This window comes from Pseudanabaena sp. PCC 6802, assembly GCF_000332175.1.
Taxonomy (GTDB): domain Bacteria; phylum Cyanobacteriota; class Cyanobacteriia; order Pseudanabaenales; family Pseudanabaenaceae; genus PCC-6802.
On sequence record NZ_KB235914.1, the window covers coordinates 3,508,980 to 3,528,666 of the forward strand.

Annotated in this window: 16 protein-coding genes and 1 tRNA gene; 10 read left to right on the top strand and 7 right to left on the bottom strand. The window is 48.7% G+C overall.

Annotation, left to right across the window (positions count from 1 at the left end; genetic code table 11):
• The first annotated feature begins 23 nt into the window (after nucleotides 1-23).
• The 7 genes from PSE6802_RS0122090 to PSE6802_RS0122120 all read left to right on the top strand — a co-directional run bounded on the left by PSE6802_RS0122090 (nucleotide 24) and on the right by PSE6802_RS0122120 (nucleotide 9,915).
• A complete protein-coding gene (locus PSE6802_RS0122090) occupies nucleotides 24-3,230 on the top strand; it encodes a WD40 domain-containing protein (protein WP_019502216.1) in 3,207 nt (1,068 codons plus the stop codon).
• A gap of 156 nt (nucleotides 3,231-3,386) precedes the next feature.
• The gene (locus PSE6802_RS0122095) at nucleotides 3,387-4,712 is read left to right on the top strand and encodes an efflux RND transporter periplasmic adaptor subunit (protein WP_019502217.1); all 1,326 of its coding nucleotides are present in this window, start codon (nucleotides 3,387-3,389) and stop codon (nucleotides 4,710-4,712) included.
• A 34-nt stretch (nucleotides 4,713-4,746) separates the two neighbouring features.
• Nucleotides 4,747-8,142, top strand: a complete 3,396-nt coding sequence (locus PSE6802_RS29980) for an efflux RND transporter permease subunit (protein ID WP_083901731.1) — start codon at nucleotides 4,747-4,749, stop codon at nucleotides 8,140-8,142.
• Nucleotides 8,143-8,578: 436 nt separating this feature from the next.
• Nucleotides 8,579-8,947, top strand: a complete 369-nt coding sequence (locus PSE6802_RS0122105) for a DUF4288 domain-containing protein (RefSeq protein WP_019502219.1) — start codon at nucleotides 8,579-8,581, stop codon at nucleotides 8,945-8,947.
• Between the two features lie 134 nt (nucleotides 8,948-9,081).
• On the top strand, nucleotides 9,082-9,231 hold the full coding sequence (locus PSE6802_RS33820) for a hypothetical protein (RefSeq protein ID WP_156815626.1): 150 nt from the start codon (nucleotides 9,082-9,084) through the stop codon (nucleotides 9,229-9,231).
• A 193-nt stretch (nucleotides 9,232-9,424) separates the two neighbouring features.
• Entirely contained in the window at nucleotides 9,425-9,655 is a 231-nt protein-coding gene (locus PSE6802_RS0122115; protein WP_026103478.1) for a hypothetical protein, read from the top strand.
• On the top strand, nucleotides 9,652-9,915 hold the full coding sequence (locus PSE6802_RS0122120; RefSeq protein ID WP_019502222.1) for a Txe/YoeB family addiction module toxin: 264 nt from the start codon (nucleotides 9,652-9,654) through the stop codon (nucleotides 9,913-9,915). The genes PSE6802_RS0122115 and PSE6802_RS0122120 overlap by 4 nt, the downstream gene beginning before the upstream one ends.
• Nucleotides 9,916-10,032: 117 nt before the next feature.
• Here PSE6802_RS0122120 and PSE6802_RS35975 read toward each other — a convergent pair whose 3' ends face one another.
• Nucleotides 10,033-10,263 (bottom strand): DUF4351 domain-containing protein, encoded by a 231-nt coding sequence (locus PSE6802_RS35975; protein WP_071592314.1) that lies wholly within the window; start codon nucleotides 10,261-10,263, stop codon nucleotides 10,033-10,035.
• 477 nt (nucleotides 10,264-10,740) lie between these two features.
• On the opposite strand from PSE6802_RS35975, the gene smc reads away from it, so the two are divergent.
• From smc to PSE6802_RS0122140, 3 genes are all read left to right on the top strand, one after another.
• Entirely contained in the window at nucleotides 10,741-14,454 is a 3,714-nt protein-coding gene (smc, locus tag PSE6802_RS0122130) for a chromosome segregation protein SMC (protein WP_019502224.1), read from the top strand.
• A gap of 289 nt (nucleotides 14,455-14,743) precedes the next feature.
• Nucleotides 14,744-15,625, top strand: coding sequence for a DUF4436 family protein (locus PSE6802_RS0122135; protein ID WP_019502225.1), 882 nt, complete (start codon nucleotides 14,744-14,746; stop codon nucleotides 15,623-15,625).
• 302 nt (nucleotides 15,626-15,927) lie between these two features.
• Nucleotides 15,928-16,009, top strand: a tRNA-Leu gene (locus PSE6802_RS0122140).
• A 120-nt stretch (nucleotides 16,010-16,129) separates the two neighbouring features.
• On the opposite strand, the gene PSE6802_RS0122145 is transcribed toward PSE6802_RS0122140, so the two are convergent.
• From PSE6802_RS0122145 to PSE6802_RS0122170, 6 genes are all read right to left on the bottom strand, one after another.
• Nucleotides 16,130-16,348, bottom strand: a complete 219-nt coding sequence (locus tag PSE6802_RS0122145) for a hypothetical protein (RefSeq protein WP_019502226.1) — start codon at nucleotides 16,346-16,348, stop codon at nucleotides 16,130-16,132.
• Nucleotides 16,349-16,810 (bottom strand): hypothetical protein, encoded by a 462-nt coding sequence (locus tag PSE6802_RS0122150; protein WP_019502227.1) that lies wholly within the window; start codon nucleotides 16,808-16,810, stop codon nucleotides 16,349-16,351.
• A gap of 2 nt (nucleotides 16,811-16,812) precedes the next feature.
• Nucleotides 16,813-17,208: a hypothetical protein gene (locus tag PSE6802_RS0122155; protein ID WP_225902697.1), complete on the bottom strand. Its 396-nt coding sequence runs from the start codon at nucleotides 17,206-17,208 to the stop codon at nucleotides 16,813-16,815.
• Between the two features lie 60 nt (nucleotides 17,209-17,268).
• Nucleotides 17,269-18,570: an NF041680 family putative transposase gene (locus tag PSE6802_RS0122160; RefSeq protein WP_019498766.1), complete on the bottom strand. Its 1,302-nt coding sequence runs from the start codon at nucleotides 18,568-18,570 to the stop codon at nucleotides 17,269-17,271.
• A gap of 83 nt (nucleotides 18,571-18,653) precedes the next feature.
• Nucleotides 18,654-19,208: a hypothetical protein gene (locus PSE6802_RS31415; protein ID WP_051050594.1), complete on the bottom strand. Its 555-nt coding sequence runs from the start codon at nucleotides 19,206-19,208 to the stop codon at nucleotides 18,654-18,656.
• A gap of 43 nt (nucleotides 19,209-19,251) precedes the next feature.
• Nucleotides 19,252-19,686 (bottom strand): hypothetical protein, encoded by a 435-nt coding sequence (locus PSE6802_RS0122170; protein ID WP_036945719.1) that lies wholly within the window; start codon nucleotides 19,684-19,686, stop codon nucleotides 19,252-19,254.
• Between the last annotated feature and the right edge of the window lies 1 nt (nucleotide 19,687).

Here is a 19,687-nt window from a genome sequence, read left to right on the forward strand (position 1 = left end):
GTATTAGTACTAAAATTGCCAATATGCAGTTGAACCATGCTTCTAACGACCTGACTAGCGGCAGGATGCTGCAAAGGAGTTTGCTACCTCAAGCTCTGCCAGCATACCCTGGCTTGGATATAGCGGCTGAAGTTTGGACAGCGGTAGACTTGGGAGGAGATTACTATCAGTTTCTCGAACAACCCGGATTGCTAGCAGTTGCGATCGCTGACTCATCCGGCAAATCGGTGGCGGGGGCAATTCATGCAGCTCTGTTTAAGGGGCAACTAGATGCCTATGCATCTCAAGGTAGGCTGCAAAACCCTGTATCGGTTTTGAATTCCTTAAATCATTTGCTTTGTCGGAGTCGTACCGAGGATGCAGTGGCTTTAGCCTATGGTGCCCTCGATTTTGGCAGTTACGAGATCCACCTCGGTAATGCTGGAATACCCGGCCCCATTATTTATCGTGCAGCTCAGCGTGGGTGCGAAGAAGTAGTCAACCCTGGTATTGCCCTGGGTAGATTCGGCGATACTTTCTATAAATCAACTACGCGATCGCTAAATGAGGGAGATGTTGTAGTTTTCTTTAGCGACGGCTTGACGGAGGCAACCAATTCTAAAGGAGAGGAATTCTCCGAACGAGGTGCTGATGGTCTTTCACCTTTGCAAAAAGCAATTATCAAGCTCGCTCACCTATCCGCCCCAGAAATTCGAGATGGGCTGAAGCAGGCATTAGATGAATTTTCAGGGCAGGAAATCCCCGATGATGATGTTTCTATCGTCACGATCAAGCTCAATCAAAAGGTACCGCTCTCGCTGTTGCGCAATTGTCCGTATCAAGAAGCTCTACAGGTATGGATACGCTCTGAGGAAAGGGATGAATCTGCTTTGTTACGCGGAGCGCGGCTAGCGGAAGCATTAAAGTGGGCGCACGGTCAAAAGCTCAGCCATACAGACACGGAGTTTTTGGAGGCGAGCAAGCGTATTGACGAACGCGAGCACATGCAGGCACAGTTGCTCGAAGCCGCCCAAGTACGAGCCGCCGCTGCCGATCGCCTCGAAAAACTCAGTCGCGACCTGGCTAAAAGCCTGGAATCTGAAAAGCAACACCGCCTGCAGGCAGAGATGGGCGAACTCAACGAGCGGATTGTGGCACTGACAATGTCATCGGAAGCCCTCTACCTATCGAATAACCACCTCGAAGCGTTAATTGCTACGACAATTGGGGGCGTGCAGCTCAAAAAGCTCACCTCGCAGCTAGCGCAAAAATCGATGGAACTGAAGCCCAATACCCAGATTCGTACCACGACTGCTTTAGAGCAGGTGGTCTATGGTATTAACGAATATAACCGCCTGGAAGGGCATGGGTTTTGGGTCAACCGCGTCAGTTTCAGTCCTGGCGGGAATCTGATTGCTTCCTGTAGTAGCGATCGCAGTATCAATGTTTGGGATCCCCAAGGTAAACTGCTGCAAAGGCTCTACGGTCATACTAATTGGGTCACCAGCGTAGAGTTTAGCCCCGATGGCAGTACCTTGGCATCTGCCAGTCGCGATAATACGTTGAAACTTTGGTATTTTAGCAATGACGAATCTGGGTTATTTGCTGAGAAAGCAACTCATACTCTCAAAGGGCATGACGGTCCAGTCCTGGATGTAAGCTTCAGCCCTGATGGCGAGTTGATTGCCTCTGCAAGTGAGGATACCACCATCAGGATTTGGAAAATTAATGGTGCATTAATGAGAACTTTGCGCGGAGGGCACAGCCGTTGGGCTACCTGCGTTAGCTTCAGCCCGGTTGGCGACACGATCGCTTCCGGTAGCGCCGATCGCACCATCATATTGTGGCACGTTAACGGTACGCCGATCAGAACGCTCAAAGGTCACGATAGCTTTGTCGAAAGCGTCAGTTTCAGTCCTGATGGACAATTACTGGTCTCGGCCAGTCGAGACAAAACTGTCAAGCTATGGAGCATAGATGGTACGCTCCTGAAGACGTTTCACGGCCACACCGATAAGGTATGGGATGCGGACTTTCACCCAGATGGTAAAACTATAGCTTCAGCCAGTTGGGATCGCACGATCAAAATTTGGGATATAGAAGGCACGCTGCTCAAAACTTTCAAAGGACATGGCGATGCCGTACATAGCATAACTTTTAGTCCTGACGGTAGGACGCTCGCCAGTGGGAGCAGAGATACCACGGTTAAATTGTGGAATATCACGGGCACGCAACTGCACAGATTGGTCGGTCATACGGATGAAATTTACAGTCTGGCGATTAGCCCGGATGGCTTGATGCTGGCTTCTGTGGGCAAAGATCGACAGGTTAATCTTTGGAATATGAAGGGTAAGCTATTAGCTTCGTTGAGCGGGCACAACGATCGCATACATAGCGTCTGTTTTAGCCCCGACGGACAGACAGTGGTATCGGCTAGCGGTGACAGTACGATTATGTTTTGGCAAAGCCGCAACGGTAAACTGATTAATACTCTGAAGGGGCATAGATCCGAGGTGTATGGCATCTGCTATCGGCCAGACGGTCAGGTAATTGCTTCCTGTAGTGCAGATACTACGGTACGCATTTGGACGGCTGAGGGTACGTGGTTGCAAACTCTGAGCGAGCATGGTGGTGAAGTTTACAGCGTTGCCTTCAGTGCTGACGGTAGCATGATTGCCTCTGCCAGCAAGGATAAAACTGTTAAGCTCTGGAATTGGAATGGTAGCTTGATCCGCACCTTTGAAGGGCATAGTGCTGAAGTATTAACTGTTTGCTTTAGCCCTGATAACCAGACGATCGCCTCTGGCAGCATGGATCAGAGCGTCAGGCTGTGGAGTTTGGATGGAACCCTGCTCAAAACTTTAAACGGTCACAGTGCCGAGGTCAGATCTGTTTGTTTTAGTCCCGATGGTAAGGCGATTGCCTCTGGCGGTGAAGATACGCTGGTGCAACTGTGGAGTATAGACGGTACTTTGCTGCGCACGTTTAACGGTCACACTGGAGCAGTAAAAAGTCTTTGCTTTAGACCGAATAGCAAGGCTTTGATCTCCGCTAGCGAGGATCGCACGATCGTGATCTGGAATCTGGACATGGATAACCTGCTCATGCGTGGCTGCCAGTGGTTGCAGGAATACCTCAGAACCAATACCAATGTTTCGCAAGACGATCGCCGTACCTGTCTGGGTGGATGCAGTTGGCTATTTAAACATTTGCAGTCCAATAACTCTGGACAAACCCAAGCTCAGGGTTGAGCAAATTGCTACGAAAAATTTACCAATAGCTGTAGGGGCAGCGCCTCCGTGCCTACCCTAAGCTAAAAGTGCCAATCGCCCGATCGGATGAAGTACGAATATATGCCATATCCCTAAAGTGCTAGACTATCCCCTATAAAATTGGGGCTATTAGTGATGAAAGTCAACCAGCTACAAAGACTAGGATCGTTGCTCGTCCTAATGGCTTTAAGTGCTTGCAGCCAGAGCGGGGCAACTAACAATACTGGCGCAGGTAATTTTTCTGGGTTGCCTGTAAGGATAGCTAGTGTGGCATCGGGCACCATTGAGGACAGTTCCGACTACGTGGCGAGCATGAACTCCCGCACCTCGATTACTTTGCAACCGCGCGTATCGGGTCAGGTAGCGCAGATTTTTGTCCAGGCTGGCGATCGCGTGGATGCAGGCACGCCCATCCTGGCGATCGATCCATCTAAACAGCAGGCTGCTGTCACTAGTAAAATTGCGGCGATGGAGTCAGCCGAAGCAGCTCTAGAAGAAGCTAAAGCGGATCTAGCTAATGCCGAAGACCAACTGAAGTCGTTACAGGCCAAGAAACAGGCTAATCTTTCAACGCTAGCCAATAACCGCCGCAACCTGGAGCGCGATCGCCAACTGGTAGCAGAGGGCGCAATTAACCAGCGCATATTCGATGACACTGCTACCAAGGTAGCAACATCCCAGGCGGATCTCGACTCTATAGATGCCGATATTAGAGCGCAAAGATCGTCGATCGCCAGAGCCAGAGCTGCGATCGCCCGCAACCAGAGGCTGTTGCAACAGGCGCAAGCCGATATGCGAGAGCAAAAGGTACAGCTAGAATTTTTTACGATCAAAGCCCCATTTGCTGGCACGGTAGGAGATATCCCCATTAAAGTAGGTGATTTTGTCAGCGAATCCACCAAGCTCTTAACTCTCAGCCAAAACGATCGCCTGGAACTACAAATAGCCGTTCCGCTTGAGAAGGCATCTCAGTTAAAAACGGGATTGCCAGTTAGATTAATCGATGACCAGGAAAAATCTAAAGCAGATGGGAAAATCTCCTTTGTTGCCCCCAATGTAGATAACTCAACTCAGTCGATTCTCGTGAAGGCTGTATTCGACAATCCCAAAAACTCTATGCGCGCCGATCAGTTTGTCAAAGCCAGATTGGTTTGGTCTAGCCGCCCTGGAGTATTAGTTCCTACTACAGCAATTTCGCGGCTGGGCGGTCAGAATTTTATCTTTGTGGCTGAAAACAAGGCCGATACTGTTGGGCAAACTCAATTAGTTGCCAGTCAAAGGCCAATTAAGCTGGGCAAGATTGTAGGCAATAATCAGGAGGTATTAGAAGGTCTTAAACCAGGTGAGAAGATAGTTACCTCAGGTATTTTACAGTTACGAGATGGCATTCCCATTGTTTCCGCTCCTGCCAAAGATAATGTCAAAGAAGGTACGTCTTCTAAACCCGAGTCAAAAAGTTAGCCTCAGGTTCCGCTCTCTATCTCAGTTCTAGACTATGATTCTATCCATATCGGACTTTTTCATTCGGCGGCCCGTGCTGGCTACGGTGTGCTCGGTGATTATCACATTGATGGGAATCGCCTGTATTTTTATTCTACCGATCGCCCAATACCCCGAAATCGCACCACCCAAAGTTAACGTACAGTCTAATTACATTGGAGCAAATGCCGAAACCGTAGAGTCAACCGTGACCAGCGTTTTGGAAAGGGAACTCAACGGTATTGAAGGTGTGAGGTATATTTCCTCGACTAGTGGCAATGATGGCAGTAGTGCGATCGCTCTGACCTTCGATCTGGGAAGGGATAAAGATATCGCTGCCGTGGACGTGCAAAACCGGGTTTCGTCTGTGGTGTCGCAGTTGCCAGGGCCAGTGCAGCAAACCGGAGTCCGAGTGTCAAAGGAATCTGGTGGGTTTCTGCTGGCTATTGGGGTTTATGCCGAGGATGGCGAGGATGGCAAGCCTAGATATGACAACCTTTATCTCAGTAATTATGCCGATCTCTACATTGTGGATGCGATCAAGCGAGTTAAGGGTGTCAGTAACGTTCAGATCTTTGGCGAGCGCAAGTACGCTATGCGGTTGTGGCTGGATCCCAGTCGCATGGCAGCGCGCAACTTAACCTCCCAGGATGTAGTGAATGCGATCCAGGAGCAAAACCTCCAGGTAGGAGCGGGGCAAATCGGGCAACAGCCCGCCCCGGAGAATCAGCAGTACCAGCTATCAGTTTCTGCTAAGGGCAGGTTGATTAACGCCGATGAGTTTGCCGATATTGTCATCAGGAGCAATGCTGACGGTACGTTAATCAGGCTCAAGGATGTGGGGAGAGTGGAGTTAGGCGCAGAAAACTACGGCTCTGTGTTGAGATTCAATCGTCGTCGCAATATCGGTTTGGGTGTCAGTCAGTTACCGAATGCTAATGCCCTGGAGGTAGCGCACCAGGTCAAAAAAGTATTAGAGGAGTTAAAACCGAGTTTCCCGCCTGGTCTGAACTACGCGATCGCCTTCGATACCACATTATTTGTAGAAGCGGGGACGGAGGAAGTAATTATCTCGCTGCTCATGGCAGTCACTCTGGTAATTATCATTATTTTCTTCTTTTTACAGAACTGGCGTTCTACTTTAATTCCCGCGATCGCCATTCCCGTCGCTTTAATCGGTACGTTCCTGTTCGTCAAACTGTTGAATTTTAATATCAATACGCTTACCCTATTTGGTTTGACCCTGGCTACGGGGCTGGTGGTGGATGACGCGATCGTGGTAGTCGAAGATGTGACTCGCAACATCCAGGAAAAAGGCATGAATCCGATCCAGGCGGCTATGCAATCGATGGATGAATTGCTCAGCGCTGTCGTTGCGAGTTCCTTGGTATTAATTGCCGTGTTCGTGCCCGTAGCATTTTTCCCCGGTACCACGGGGTTGCTGTACAAGCAGTTTGCCTTGACCATTGCCTTTTCGATTGCGATTTCCACTTTCAACGCAATTACGCTAACTCCCACGCTCTCGGCAATGCTGTTGCGTCAGGGGCAAACGCCGGACAATTGGTTCTTCAATGCAATTAACCGGGTTATAGATCGTACCAGGCTGGGATATAGATGGATGCTCGACCTGATTGTAAATCTCAAGGGCATCATCATACTGTTATTCATACTGTCGCTGGGTCTAACCTATTGGATCTATATGATCGTCCCCACCGGCTTTTTGCCAGAGGAAGATCAGGGATATATCATTACGATTGTGAAAGCGCCGGAAGGCGTATCGCTGAACTATACCGAGAAGGTATTGGAACAGGCAGAAGCGATTATGAAGGAGGTGCCTGAAATTGAGAACGTCTTTGCGGTGGGAGGTTTTAGTTTTAGCGGCACCACGCCTGAGAATGGTATTATCTTTTCCACTCTGAAACCTTGGAAAGAGCGATCGCGTCCAGAGCAATCTGCTCAAGCAGTTATAGGTAAGCTTTTGCCCCAACTGCTATCAATTAAGGAGGCATTTGTCATTCCCATTCCCCCACCAGCAATTATTGGTCTGGGGGATGTTGGTGGTTTTGAATTCCAACTTCAGGATAAAACTAGCCAGGGCTTCCCAGTTATGGAGCAAGCCATCGGTCAGTTATTGGGCAGAGCCAGTACCTATCCCAATCCCCCCGACACTCCGCCCAACGATTCTAAACCTCCGCAATTAGTGGGCTTGCGACCGGATTTCAGCGGTAATACACCGCAGCTTTCCGTAGAAGTGGATCGGGCTAAGGCTAGCGCGTTGCAGGTATCGCTGCAAGATATCTTTAGTTCCTTGCAAACATTCCTCGGATCCCGCTATGTAAATGATTTCAACCAGTTTGGTCGTACCTATCGCGTTTACGTTCAAGCCGATCGCGATTTCCGCTCCTCGCCTGAGGATATCAATAAGCTATACGTGCGATCGGCAAGCGGCAAGATGATCCCGTTGGGGAATTTAGTCAAGGTCACCCCAACGATCGCGCCATCCACCATCTATCATTTCAATCTGTTTCGCTCTGCCAAAATTTCTGGCAATGCAGCCCTAGGAGTGAGTTCGGGGCAGGCAATTAACATCATGGAAAAGGTAGCAAAAGAAACGCTACCGCAAGGTTTTGGCTTTGAATGGTCGGGTCTGTCGCTGGAGGAAATCAGTGCGGGCGGTCAGGCTTATATTATCTTTGGTTTGGGTCTAGTATTTGTATTTCTGGTGCTGGCAGCGCAGTACGAAAACTACATCGATCCTACAATTATCATGCTGACGGTGCCGTTAGCAATTTTAGGCGCTCTGTTTTTTGTGATGCTGCGCGGGCTTGCCAATGATGTCTACACTCAAATTGGCTTCGTCATGCTGATTGGGATGGCAAGCAAAAACGCTATCTTGATCGTAGAGTTTGCCAATCAATTACGCGCTACGGGACTTTCCATTACCAAAGCAGCAGTGGAGGCAGCGCAGCAACGCCTGCGTCCAATTTTGATGACCGCTTTATCTACAATTATCGGTACGGTACCGCTGGCGATCGCCTCTGGAGCGGGAGCGGCATCGCGTAAATCTCTAGGTACGGCGGTAATTGGTGGGATGTGCGTGGCCACTGTGCTGAGTTTATTTATCGTTCCGGTTTTGTACATCACGATCCAGACCATGCAAGAGCGGTTGCGCCGAGGTTTGTACAAACCCGCTTTGGCTGGCATTGGTAGCGATCCGGAACCGGAAACCATAGATGTGGAGATCGTCTCTAACCATCAGGGGTTACCCGACCGCATCCAGAGCGATCGGAATTTTACTAAGGCAGATCCCAGACAGGAATCTACATCTAACCAAACTGGAAACGGATCTGATAGTTCCCACACTCCCGATCCGAGCAAAGATCCCGATCCCCGAGAGACACCCAAGACATAAAGTCACGCTTAAGCACAGGCCGGAGCGCTAACCTGGATAATTCATGAAGAGAAGGAAAAAGGGAGCATCTCAGTTTTGCAAGGCAAGGTTAAGAGAGCCATTAAGGTATGCAGAACGGTGTTTGCATTGCTTTTTCCTGCTCTGGAGTCATGGTTGCTCTCCTTGGGTTTGGTTTCTCGTATTCCTATCTTCTGACTTCTGATTTCATTTTTGCTTATAGTTATAGCGGTTTTCAGATGAAAACGAGAAGGGGGTTTGGGGGCAACGCCCCCAAGAAGGGGTTCTACCCCTTCACCCCATCAATAAAACCCGTTCTCAATTGCAAAGCGCTATAAAAAGATTATTTTTATTATATCCTGAGAGACTGGTGAATACGTCACTGAAAGTCTACTCCAGTAGGGTTCGTTAATAAAGAAGGGGGGATTACTAGTTTATTATGACTTGGTATGCTGCTCACGCAATCATGTATGTGAAGTTTAAAGATGGCAATCAAGATAAATATCCTATTTGGGAGAATGCGATCTTGATAGAAGCTTCATCTTCAGATGAGGCATGGGAGAAAGCTAAAATCAGAGCAAAGGAAGATGAAGATGATGGTGAAAATCCCAGAGGAGAGTCATTATGGGAAGGTCGTCCTTTCATATTTGTCTTTGCTGGTATTCGGAAAATTGTTTCGTGCGTGGATGAAGAGAATCGACCCACAGACGGCACGGAGATCGCGTATTCCCAGATGGAACTTCCCGATCTTGATTCCCTATCAAAATTCCTGAAAGAGGAAGAAGTATTCCTAAGATATGATTGCTGATGTTGATTTGTATGGAGCATGGAAAGCCTCATTTTGATTTTAACTTCTCCGCTCGGAAACTCTGCATCGGTGAAAGTGTATATCCAGATTGGATGAGATCTGCGAGAGGAGGGGTGTTAGATGAAACTACCCATATGAGATCGCCATTTATTGAGGGATTTTACCGAAGCGATCGCCTCAGCTTTTTATTCAGAGAGCGATCGTCAATGATTGAGATGTTTTGTCGAAGCGATCGCCTCAGTTTTTTATTGAGAGAGCGATCGCTCATTAGTTTTTCCCAGTGAGATCGCCATTGATTCAGGGATGCTGCCAAAGCGATCGCCATTTATCGAAGGGGTTTGTCGAGGCGATCGCCCTTATTGCTCATGCTTGCGGTTGTTTTAGAACGATCGCGTACGTCACTCTTTGATGGGCGATCGAGATTGCCTCTTTTACTAAAGGGTTACAATGTAAATGTTACTGAATTGGGAAGGAGCTATGCAAACAATTTATCGGTTAAAAGCAAATGAACTCGATCTCAATTTTCTGGAAGGGTTAAAAGCCACTTTCCAAGGGAAAGAGATTGAGATTGTTGTGTATGAAGTTGATGAGACTGCATATTTACTTAGCTCAGAGGCAAATAAACAAAGGTTGCTCAAAGCTATAGAAAATGTTAGCAAGGACAGAAATCTGATTGAGGTTAATCTAGAGGAATTGAACGTTGAATGAAACGAAAAATCAAATTTGATGCTGATGCGTTCGATGATTTTACTCAATGGGCAAAAGAAGATAGAAAGCTGTATGCAAAGATAATTGATTTGATTAAGGATATTGAGCGATCTCCTTTTCAAGGTTTGGGTAAACCCGAACCATTGAAATATGAATTAAGTGGTTATTGGTCGAGGCGAATTAATGACGAGCACCGCCTTGTCTATAAAGTGACCGATGACGAAATTACTATTATTGCTTGTAGAAATCATTACTCCTAAAGATAAAGCACTCCTCAAATTTATCAGGGATATCATCAAAGCGATCGCCTCAGTCTCTTATTCAGAAAGAGATCGCCATTTATTGAGGGGTTTTGTTGCAGCGATCGCCCCAGCTTTTCATTCAGAAAGCGATCGTAACCAGTTATCCAAATCTGAGGAACTCTCAAAATCCAAAAGTGCTTCGGCTAAGCTATCCAATTGTGTAACGCTTAGAGCAGAAACGCGCTCGGTTATCTGAGGAGAAACCAGCGCTCTAGCCTCTTCCTGTAAACCTACATTGCCGCCCTTCTTGTCTATAGCGGTTTTCACTTGAGAATGGGTTTTATTGACGGGGTGAAGGGGTTCCACACGGCAGTGGCTCTAGCGGGTAACCCCCAAGACCGCCCTGCCTCCCCTTCTTGGGGGCAACGCCCCCAAACCCCCTGCTCTTTCCGATCTGAAAACCGCTATACCTTACCTGCAAGATTTCCTGATAAATAACAGATTCACGCATCATTGGCTCCCTGAATAACCCTTCAGTCAGTAGACTTTATCGGCAATAAAAAGGGCGAAATGCCATCAAAAGCTTATGCAGCAAGCATTTCGCTTAATTTCAGGCCATTTCTGAAAGCCTTGTGTAGCAAGGCTTTGACTATTTCCGAAGTCTATTCTATGTTTATGCAGAAAGATTTGGGGAGCCATTGGAGTGCAAAGTTTGTACCTAACGCATATGGACGTCCTCACCTGCGACACGTAAAATTTTGCCAGTAATTTGCGATCGCCGTGCCTAATGCTAAAATTGCGTGCTAATTTATTGGCATTCTCGATCGACCAGAAGTTATTGCCGTGTACATCAAACACATCGAGTTGTCTCGGTTCAAATCCTTCGGTGGTACTACCCCGATCCCGATCCTGCCAGGGTTTACAGTTGTCTCTGGTCCCAACGGATCTGGCAAGTCAAATATCCTGGACGCTCTGTTGTTTGCCCTGGGTCTGTCCAGTTCCAAGGGTATGAGAGCCGAGCGCCTGCCCGACCTGGTCAATCAAGCACACTCGCAAAAGGGTCGCACGGTAGAAGCTAGCGTTAAAGTCGTGTTTGCCCTGGAGCCTGGAGATCGGCAACCTGAAGCTGCCCCTGCTACCAATTCCGAAGTAGCCGACGATCGCCCCGCACCAACCGCAAGCATCGTTGCCCCCCCAGAAGATACGGCGGAAACCATTGAGGATAGTGAAAGTACGGCCATCCATGCCGCGATCGCCGATCGCTGCGATCGAGAAGCTCCCCACACCCCAGCACCCCAAAACGAGACGAGCAATCCCGATGAATGGGCGATTACTCGTAAACTGAGGGTTACCAGCCAGGGCACCTATACATCTACCTACTACATCAACGACCAGCCCTGCACCTTAGGGGAACTGCACGAGGAGCTTGCCAGGTTCCGCATTTATCCCGAAGGCTATAACGTCGTGCTACAGGGCGACGTTACGGGCATTATTTCCATGAACTCGCGCGATCGCCGCGAAATTATCGACGAGCTAGCCGGAGTGGGCGAGTTCGATCGCAAAATCGACCAGGCCAAAAACAAACTCGATGACGTTAAAGACCAGGAAGACCGCTTTCGCATTGTCGAGCAGGAGCTAGTCGCCAACCAGGAAAAACTCAAAAGCGATCGCGTGAAGGCGGAAAAATACCAGGCTCTCCGTAAGGAATTAGAGAGCATGGTGACGGCAGAGGTAGTGCTGCAACATCGCCAGTTAGTTCAACAACAGTCCGCCAAAGAAACCGAACTGAGCAATTGCCAGACCGCTGCCACTCAGCTACGGGAGCAAATTGTGGAATTGGACGGCGCGATCGCTACGACCAGCACGGAACTGGATGCACTCAACGCCAAAGTCCGCACCCTCGGCGAAGAGGAATACCTCGCCGTATCCACGGAAATTGCCAATAAAAGTGCGGAATTGCGCGCTATGCAACGGCAGCAACAGGAATTTACTAATAACTACAAAAATACCCAGAACAACATCATTGCCACCCAAGCAGAAATCGAGCAGTTACTCAAGCAAATCGAACAACTGGAGGGACAAAAGCAAGTTCAGGCGCAGGAAATCGAAAAACTCAGTCTGGCACGCGAGCAACAAGCTGGCGTTGTCGATACCTATCGCCGCGAACTCCAGTCCATCGCCGCATCCGCCAACGATTGGATGAAGCAGCAGGCGCAACTTTTCCAAGCGATCGAAACATTACAGCAAACCATCGATCCGCAACGGCAGGAACGCACGCGCCTGAGCGAGTCACTAAGACAATGGACGCTACAGTTAACTAACCAGGAGGCAGAGCTAGCCGAACTGCAAGAACCACAGGGACAATCCCTCACGGACGAACTAAGTCGATATCAAGCAGAAGCGAGCCAAGCGCAGACGCTGATTCAATCCGTAGCGATATCCCTCAGCGAAGCGCAAACCGAATTGCAAACTACGAAAGAGACGATCGATCGCCTCACCCAAGAGCAAAGGGTCAAAGGGAGGCAGTTGGATAAACTGGATGCCCAGGTACAGGCTACCAGCGAAGCCCAGGGCACGAGAGCTTCTCAGATTGTTCTGGAAGCCAATATCTCCGGTGTCTATGGCCTGGTGGCAACCTTGGGGAAGGTAGAGCCGAAATATCAACTTGCCCTGGAAATTGCAGCGGGCAATCGCCTCGCCAATATCGTTGTCGATAGCGATGAAGTGGCAGCGAAAGCAATTAATCTGCTCAAGCAGTCAAGGGGTGGTAGAGCGACATTTCTACCTCTGAATAAGCTGAAGCCAGCCCGCGACCTGTTCGACCTCGATCCGAAATTGGGCGCGATCGCCTATGCCCTCGATCTGGTGGAATTTGACGTGCGTTACGAGGATGTCTTTGCTTATATCTTTGGCAATACCATCGTCTTCGATCGCCTGGACAAAGCTCGCCTGCATATCGGCAAATACCGTATGGTAACGCTCGACGGCGAACTGCTGGAGGTTACGGGTGCGATTACAGGTGGTAGCGCGCCCAGTCAAAGCGGCATTCACTTCGGCACGCTCGCCCCTGCCGAATCAGCAGAAATGGCTCAACTGCGCGATCGCCTTATGGAAATCGATCGCCTCCTCGGTCACCTCTACAAACAAGCCGACAAGCTCCAAGCACAGGTAACAAAATCTGAAGCGCAACTCCAAAACGCTCGCGTTACCCAGCGAGAAGCTCAAATCCAATGCGATCGCCTCACCGAACAAATTAACCGCACTTTTAAGGGGCGCGATCGCCTTACCGAACAAATGCATCAAAATCGCACCGCGATCGAGGTGGCACAGTCACAGATTCTTGGGTTAGAGCGATCGATCGCCGATCTCGAATCGCGCATACAAGCTGAAAAAACACAACTAGCGGAGCTGGAAAAATCCGGCACGCATCAACGCTGGCAACGGGAACAGGAGGCGCTCCAACTACAGGAGCAACAACTCAATACCGTTGATTTATCCCTGCGGGCGGCTCGCCAGCAACTTACCGACTGGGAAAACCAGGGTCAACTACTACATGAAAAAATTAACCAGCGCCAGGTCACCCTTCAGGAACTGCGCTCTACCCAAACCGACTTGCTAAATCAGCGCAACAAAGCCCAAGCTGAAATTAAACAGTTAGAGGAAGAAATTACCAATCTGCAAGTCCGACTCAATGCCCTCGAACAAACTATCGGTACTGCCAAAGCCGAACGGGATGCCTGCGATCGCGCCCTGCGCAACCATCAATCCAACCATCAGCAACTGACCTGGCAACTGGAGAAAAATGGCGAACGACAGGCAGAACTAACCGAGCAAATCTCTCAAATTAAGGCTAGCTTCGCCAATATCGAACTGCCAGAGATCCTGCCAGAAATTCCCGAAAGCATGACCCTGGAGCAACTCCAACTGGAGCAACGCCGCCTGCAAAAACGCTTGCAGGCAATGGAACCGGTAAACATGATGGCGATCGCGGAATATGAAGCCACCACGGCTCGCCTCACGGAGTTGAGCGCCCGTTTGGAAACCCTCAATCAAGAACGTACGGAGTTGCTACTACGGATTGAGAACTTTACAACCCTGCGTCAACGCGCCTTTATGCAAGCATTTGATGCCGTCAACGAGCACTTCAAAACCATCTTTGCCGAGCTATCCGATGGCGACGGTCACCTGCAATTAGAGAATCCCTCCGCACCGCTCAGTGGCGGTCTAACCCTGGTGGCACATCCCAAGGGCAAACCAGTGCAACACTTAGCTTCCATGTCCGGCGGCGAAAAGTCGCTCACCGCCCTCAGCTTTATCTTTGCCCTGCAACGCTATCGCCCGTCACCCTTCTATGCTTTCGATGAGGTAGACATGTTCCTCGACGGTGCTAATGTGGAACGATTGGCAAAGATGGTACGCAAACAAGCAGAACTGGCGCAGTTTATTGTAGTCAGCCTGCGTCGCCCTATGATTGACTGTGCCGAACGTACAATTGGTGTCACGCAGGCACGGGGAGCGCATACTCAAGTGCTGGGTTTAGAACTGCGATCGAGCTAGAGGCTGTCATAAGCAAAGATAATGACATCGATCTCCAACGATCGAGATTGGCAATGAAATTTCTATTGGTTCTTGCTATAAGAGCCTCTTTTTTTGGGAATCATAGCGATCGCATTCCTGCTTGCTTATAGCGCTTTTCAACTGAGAACGGGGTTTATCGGTGGGGTGAAGGGGTTCCACCCCTTCTTGGAGGCAACGCCCCCAAACCCCTACCTCTTCAACCGATCTGAAAACTGCTATAGAAGTTTAAGCGAGTGCTGCCTGAAAGTAACTTTATCAGTCAAATTACATGAAAATTGCCCAGAGACTTCAAATCAAACGCATTTTGATAGGGCTTATTTGCCTTGCCCTTTTTTGCGGAGCCTTCTTTTTTGTCCTTTCTGCTTACAATAACGACAGTACCCAGCGCAGCAGCTCGTTTAGTTTTGGAGCCGATGAAAAAGAATCCAATCGCATGGAGGTTACTGCCACTCTTCTAGGTGCTGACCCTGTTAAAGGAGATCTGCCCATCAGGATTTCAGTCGTGCCCAAAGGGAGTTTTGCCATTAACGATTCCCCCCGCATGAGCCAGGATCTGACTTTTATAACCACCGTTGAAGGGGCGAAATCAGATGGGACGCTTGCTAAGAATAAAGTCCCACCCTACATAGATGGCACGCTTAGTCTTTATAACGGACGGGTAAATGATTATCCTTTCGATAAACACGAAGCCGATCTTTACCTTTATTTTGTTAATCCAAAGAACGACCAGCAAAGCATTCCCATGTCCGTTGATTTTAATGGTTCTATTCCTGGGTTTAATGTCGACGCAGATATCATTAAAGGGTTTGATAGCGAAGACAATATTGGAATCAAGGTTCATATCTCGCGCTCGATCGTCACCAAAATATTTGCCATTTTTATCATGGTAGCGATGTGGTTTGTTGCCATAATTGTATTAACAATGTCATTAGCCGTGCTTCTGCAGAAACGTCCTATTGAGCCAGCTTTATTTACATATATGGGCGCGCTTCTGTTCGCACTTCCGGCAGTCCGCAACATTCAGCCAGGTGTTCCTCCTGTGGGCACTCTCACCGACTTCCTCAGCTTTTTCTGGGCTGAAACCATCATTGCAGCTTCTATGGGTATTATGTTTTATTGCTGGTTTACCCGTTACCAGCCCAAAACTTAAGGAGAACTAATGTTCTGTTAAGGATTTTTCGACGGGCAGATCGCCTTCCAAAATAACTCTGACAGCACATCCTGAACAGTCAACTTAAACTTAACGAAATACCGAATATAGCGTTTTTCAATTGAGAACGGGTTTTATTGACGGGGTGAAGGGGCGGCGGCCCCAAACCCCCTACTCTTTTCGGTCTGAAAACTGCTATAAAAGGGCATTGCTAGGTCTAGAAAATTTCTGATTGCAAATTTTTTTTGCCAAGACTGCCCTTCTATTGCTAGGATATAATACTGCAAATAACGCAATAACCTGCGGTCATGGTGGAACTGGTAGACACGCTATCTTGAGGGGGTAGTGGCTAACGCCGTGAGAGTTCGAGTCTCTCTGACCGCATTAACATAAGAAGAACGCTTTTAAAATCAACAGTTTCAAGGATTGTAAAAGTAGCTATGACCAATTTTATGACCGAAATTTGATATCGTAAGTTTTTTGTAAACCATAGCAAAGATATACTTACCTCCTTCGCTCAAGAGGTATGCTGAAGTATTCTTCGAGGGCTTCTAAACAGAACAGATAGGTAGCCCCTGCGCGGATAAAGTGCCTCTTTATTTTGAGGCTATCTGCCTTTATTAAACGCATGAGTTTTTGGGTACTGATGTTTGGCTTTCCCCATTCATTGAACCCAAAAGCAGCAGAGGCTTGAACCGTTGTAAGGTTGAAACGAGATTTCATCTAGCACTTCTCCTCGATCTGCATGGATATCTGTTGCGTCAGGTTAGAAATTGACTGTCCGTAGTTAAGCTGTTTCGATCGCTCTTGCGCCCAGGCGTCCCATTGCCTTTTGTGCCAGAGGTGCATTTGTTCGCAGTGGGCAACTGTGAGGCGAATATCCCACTGAGCCTGATACTCTTGCTGAGTCATGACCTCACCACCGTGTTTTTGGGCATAGTCCTGCCGTTGGGCATCAGTGGCAAAGTAGGCATTCCTGTACTTTTCCCCGGCTTTGCAGTCGAGACGCTGGCAGATGAAGGGTTTACCGTTTTTACCACTCACGAGTTGACTCAGATAAGGGTTATCGACTAGTCCTCCGTCACAGCAGCAGAAACATTTCCACTGAGGGCGGACATCGCGATCGCACCGCGAAGGAGCAGGAATAGCTATCAGTTTTTCACCTTCGTCGAATTCGCCACTCATAATTACCTCCTTCTCTGATAAGCGACGGCAAACTGGTAACGCTCCTCGTATTCGGGCGAAGTTTGGTCTATGCCGACTGTGAGCAGATGGGTCATGCCCTTAAACGGATCGCTGAGGATAGCTTCCCACTCAGCATATCTGCTGTCTGGTGAGGCAGTTTGCGGGTAGAGCCTTTCGTATTCAGCTTCAAGATGTTCGAGGCGCGAGAGTATCCAGGCGATCGGAGCGGCGGGGCAATTGGGTAACTTGTCCACCTGTTGCCAGCAGAAGTTTTTAAAGGTGTCATCCAGGTTTGCCCAAGTTCTGGCGGCGCGGCGAGATTTGTCTTTATTTCTTGGTTCTACAGAGGTTTTATCTGGAGTTTCTGCGTTATTTCTGGAGTTTAGACTAAAAGGCAACAAGAAGCATCTCGCTAGATAGAAACTAGCGAGAGAGAGGATAAAAGGGAAGAAGTTGAGCTAAGCAGTTGCAGCGGAAGCTTTTTTGAGGGGCTTGGCATAGCGTTTTTTGACAGTAGGATAACGAATCCGTTGGGTTCGTTTTTTCCCAAGAGGCCAACCTGGAGACTTACCGCGAGGTTTAGGGTCAGGGGAAGGAGAGCCAATCCTGACCAAAACTAAAGCAAAAGCATTTGCAACTCGACCAGGAGACAATTTAGTCATCGGTTTCTGCCAAGGCAGAGGAGAGTCTTGGACAAGTTCACGAGCGAGCCACAATTGCCAAGTAAGTAAAGGCATCAAGTCCGACCAAGTCTCCATCTGAGCAGGGGTAGAAAGCTGAGGGATTGTCCAATGGAGACGTTGACGCACCAAGCGATACCAATGCTCAATGGCAAATCTGCGCAGATATTTTTGCCATACCTCACTCAAGATTGGCTCGTCTTTAGCGACCCAAATCAACCACAGGGGTTTCGATTCAGGCATATCAAGACGTTCGACCAGAATGAGTGTAAAGGGATGGTCTGCGGCTTGCTTTAAGTGCAGGTTTGGCCATCGACGAATTTGCAATCGTCCCAGTTTAGGCTCTGCAATTGTGATGTCTGCTTGGGGAATAGACCAAGTGTCAGAGTCTTTGAGGCTAAATTTCTCTCCATGCTTATGGGGTCGCCCATGCCCCTCGTAATCCTTTGGGGCATGATACAGAACCCGGTTGGGGCGTAGCCTGAGCAGCTTGATACACGGGATGTCTGCTGTTTGCTGCAAAAATGGTGCGCACCCATACTCGCCATCCCCCAGGAAAAGCACAGTCCCAGGAATTTCCGCACAAACCAAGCGTAACTGACTAGCGGCTTTCTGAATCGGGTTCTCGAAACTGGTGATCCGCTCATGCCGCAACGGTAAGGCAAAACTCCCTTCTGACTCTGGAATCCAGGCAATTGTGCTGTATCCTTGCCCCACCGTAACAGGTTTGCTTCCTACTCCCGGTTGAGGTTGATGTTCGTAGGTGCGTTCTTGTAATGTCACCGCATAGGGACGCGACCAGGCTGTATGGTCGCCCGCCAATATCGTCACCTCTGCTGCCGGCATTTGCTGTATGTATTGCTTCATCAAGTCTTCACGTGGAGGATGACTATCTTGCAGTGCTTCATAGATACTCGACCACTCCCTCCGAAATAATGGGCTTAACGAAAGTTCCACAAACGATGAAACACTCCGACTCGTCAGTACCGCATCCATCAAGTCGAACAGCGCATCTCTCCCGTTCCCTATAATTTCGTACGTGTACTTGCGAAATTGCTCAAGTTTATCCAAACTAATCATGATGAAGCTGTTGATTTTATAGTCTTTTCAGCTTCCATCATCAAGCGGTCAGTCTGCAATGGCTGGCTGCTTTTTACCACTTTTTAGTCTAAACTCCAGTTATTTGAAAAATTTTCAAAATTCTCTCTCTCCACAGTTTTTGTTGGTGCAGACAGAGAGAGATCTTTTTTAACTTCTTCTTTGTGGAATTCATTATTTATATGCGTGCGATCGCCCATAAATGGTTCGCCCATTTGTGGTAAACCTGAAAGTGGCTGAAGTGGTTTTGCGGCAAGCGGTAGAGTAAGCTGTTCGACTGGCTCGTGCTGCTGAATTTTTCGACCTTCAGGCAGTGGGTCAATGGGTAAGGGACGTTCGTATACTTCGTAGTCCCAAGATTGAAATTGTCCCGACGGCGATCGCTTGATGACGCGGCGCACGTAACCAAAATTGATTAGCTCGTCGATCGCAGAACGGATAGCGGAGATCCCATCTTTGACGCGATCTGCGATCCAGTTCAGATCGAAATGCCAATCTGGTGGAAAGCTGAGCAAGTAGCTGTGCAGACCGTGGGCGCGAAAAGATAAGCGCTCGTCGCGCAAAATGTCATTGTCGATTTGGGTAAAGCGGTTGCTGTGAATGGCATGAACGACAGTCATAAATTACACTCCTGTTCAAAAATCAGTTATTGAGGGCTAGGGGTCAGTCGCTATAGGGATCTGCTGGTGGCAAATCTAAGGGGCGAGTGCTTGGCATATTGCGATGTTTGGGCTGGCGGGAGCTGTTTGCTTTCTTCCGCTGCTGGCGGCTGGAGAGCTTTGAGGCGATTGCCTGACGGATAGTCCCTAAGATAATTTCGAGCTGAGGCAAGACAGATTCGATGTCCTCATCGGCAACCATCCTGAAGCTGACTTGGGCACGCCACTCTTGCAGTTTTTTAGCGGCGACTGTCACCGCAGACTCACCTGGGAGCAAAGGGATACTGAAAAGCTTGCAGATTTCATAGGCGTATTTAGCAACGGGAACGCGATACTGACCGCCTTTCATCAGTTCGGTCATCAGGCGTGTCGCCACACCGATCGCGCGTTGCCTTAGCGTTGGGTCGAGAGGCAGTAAGGGTTTAGTACGAAAGCTCATA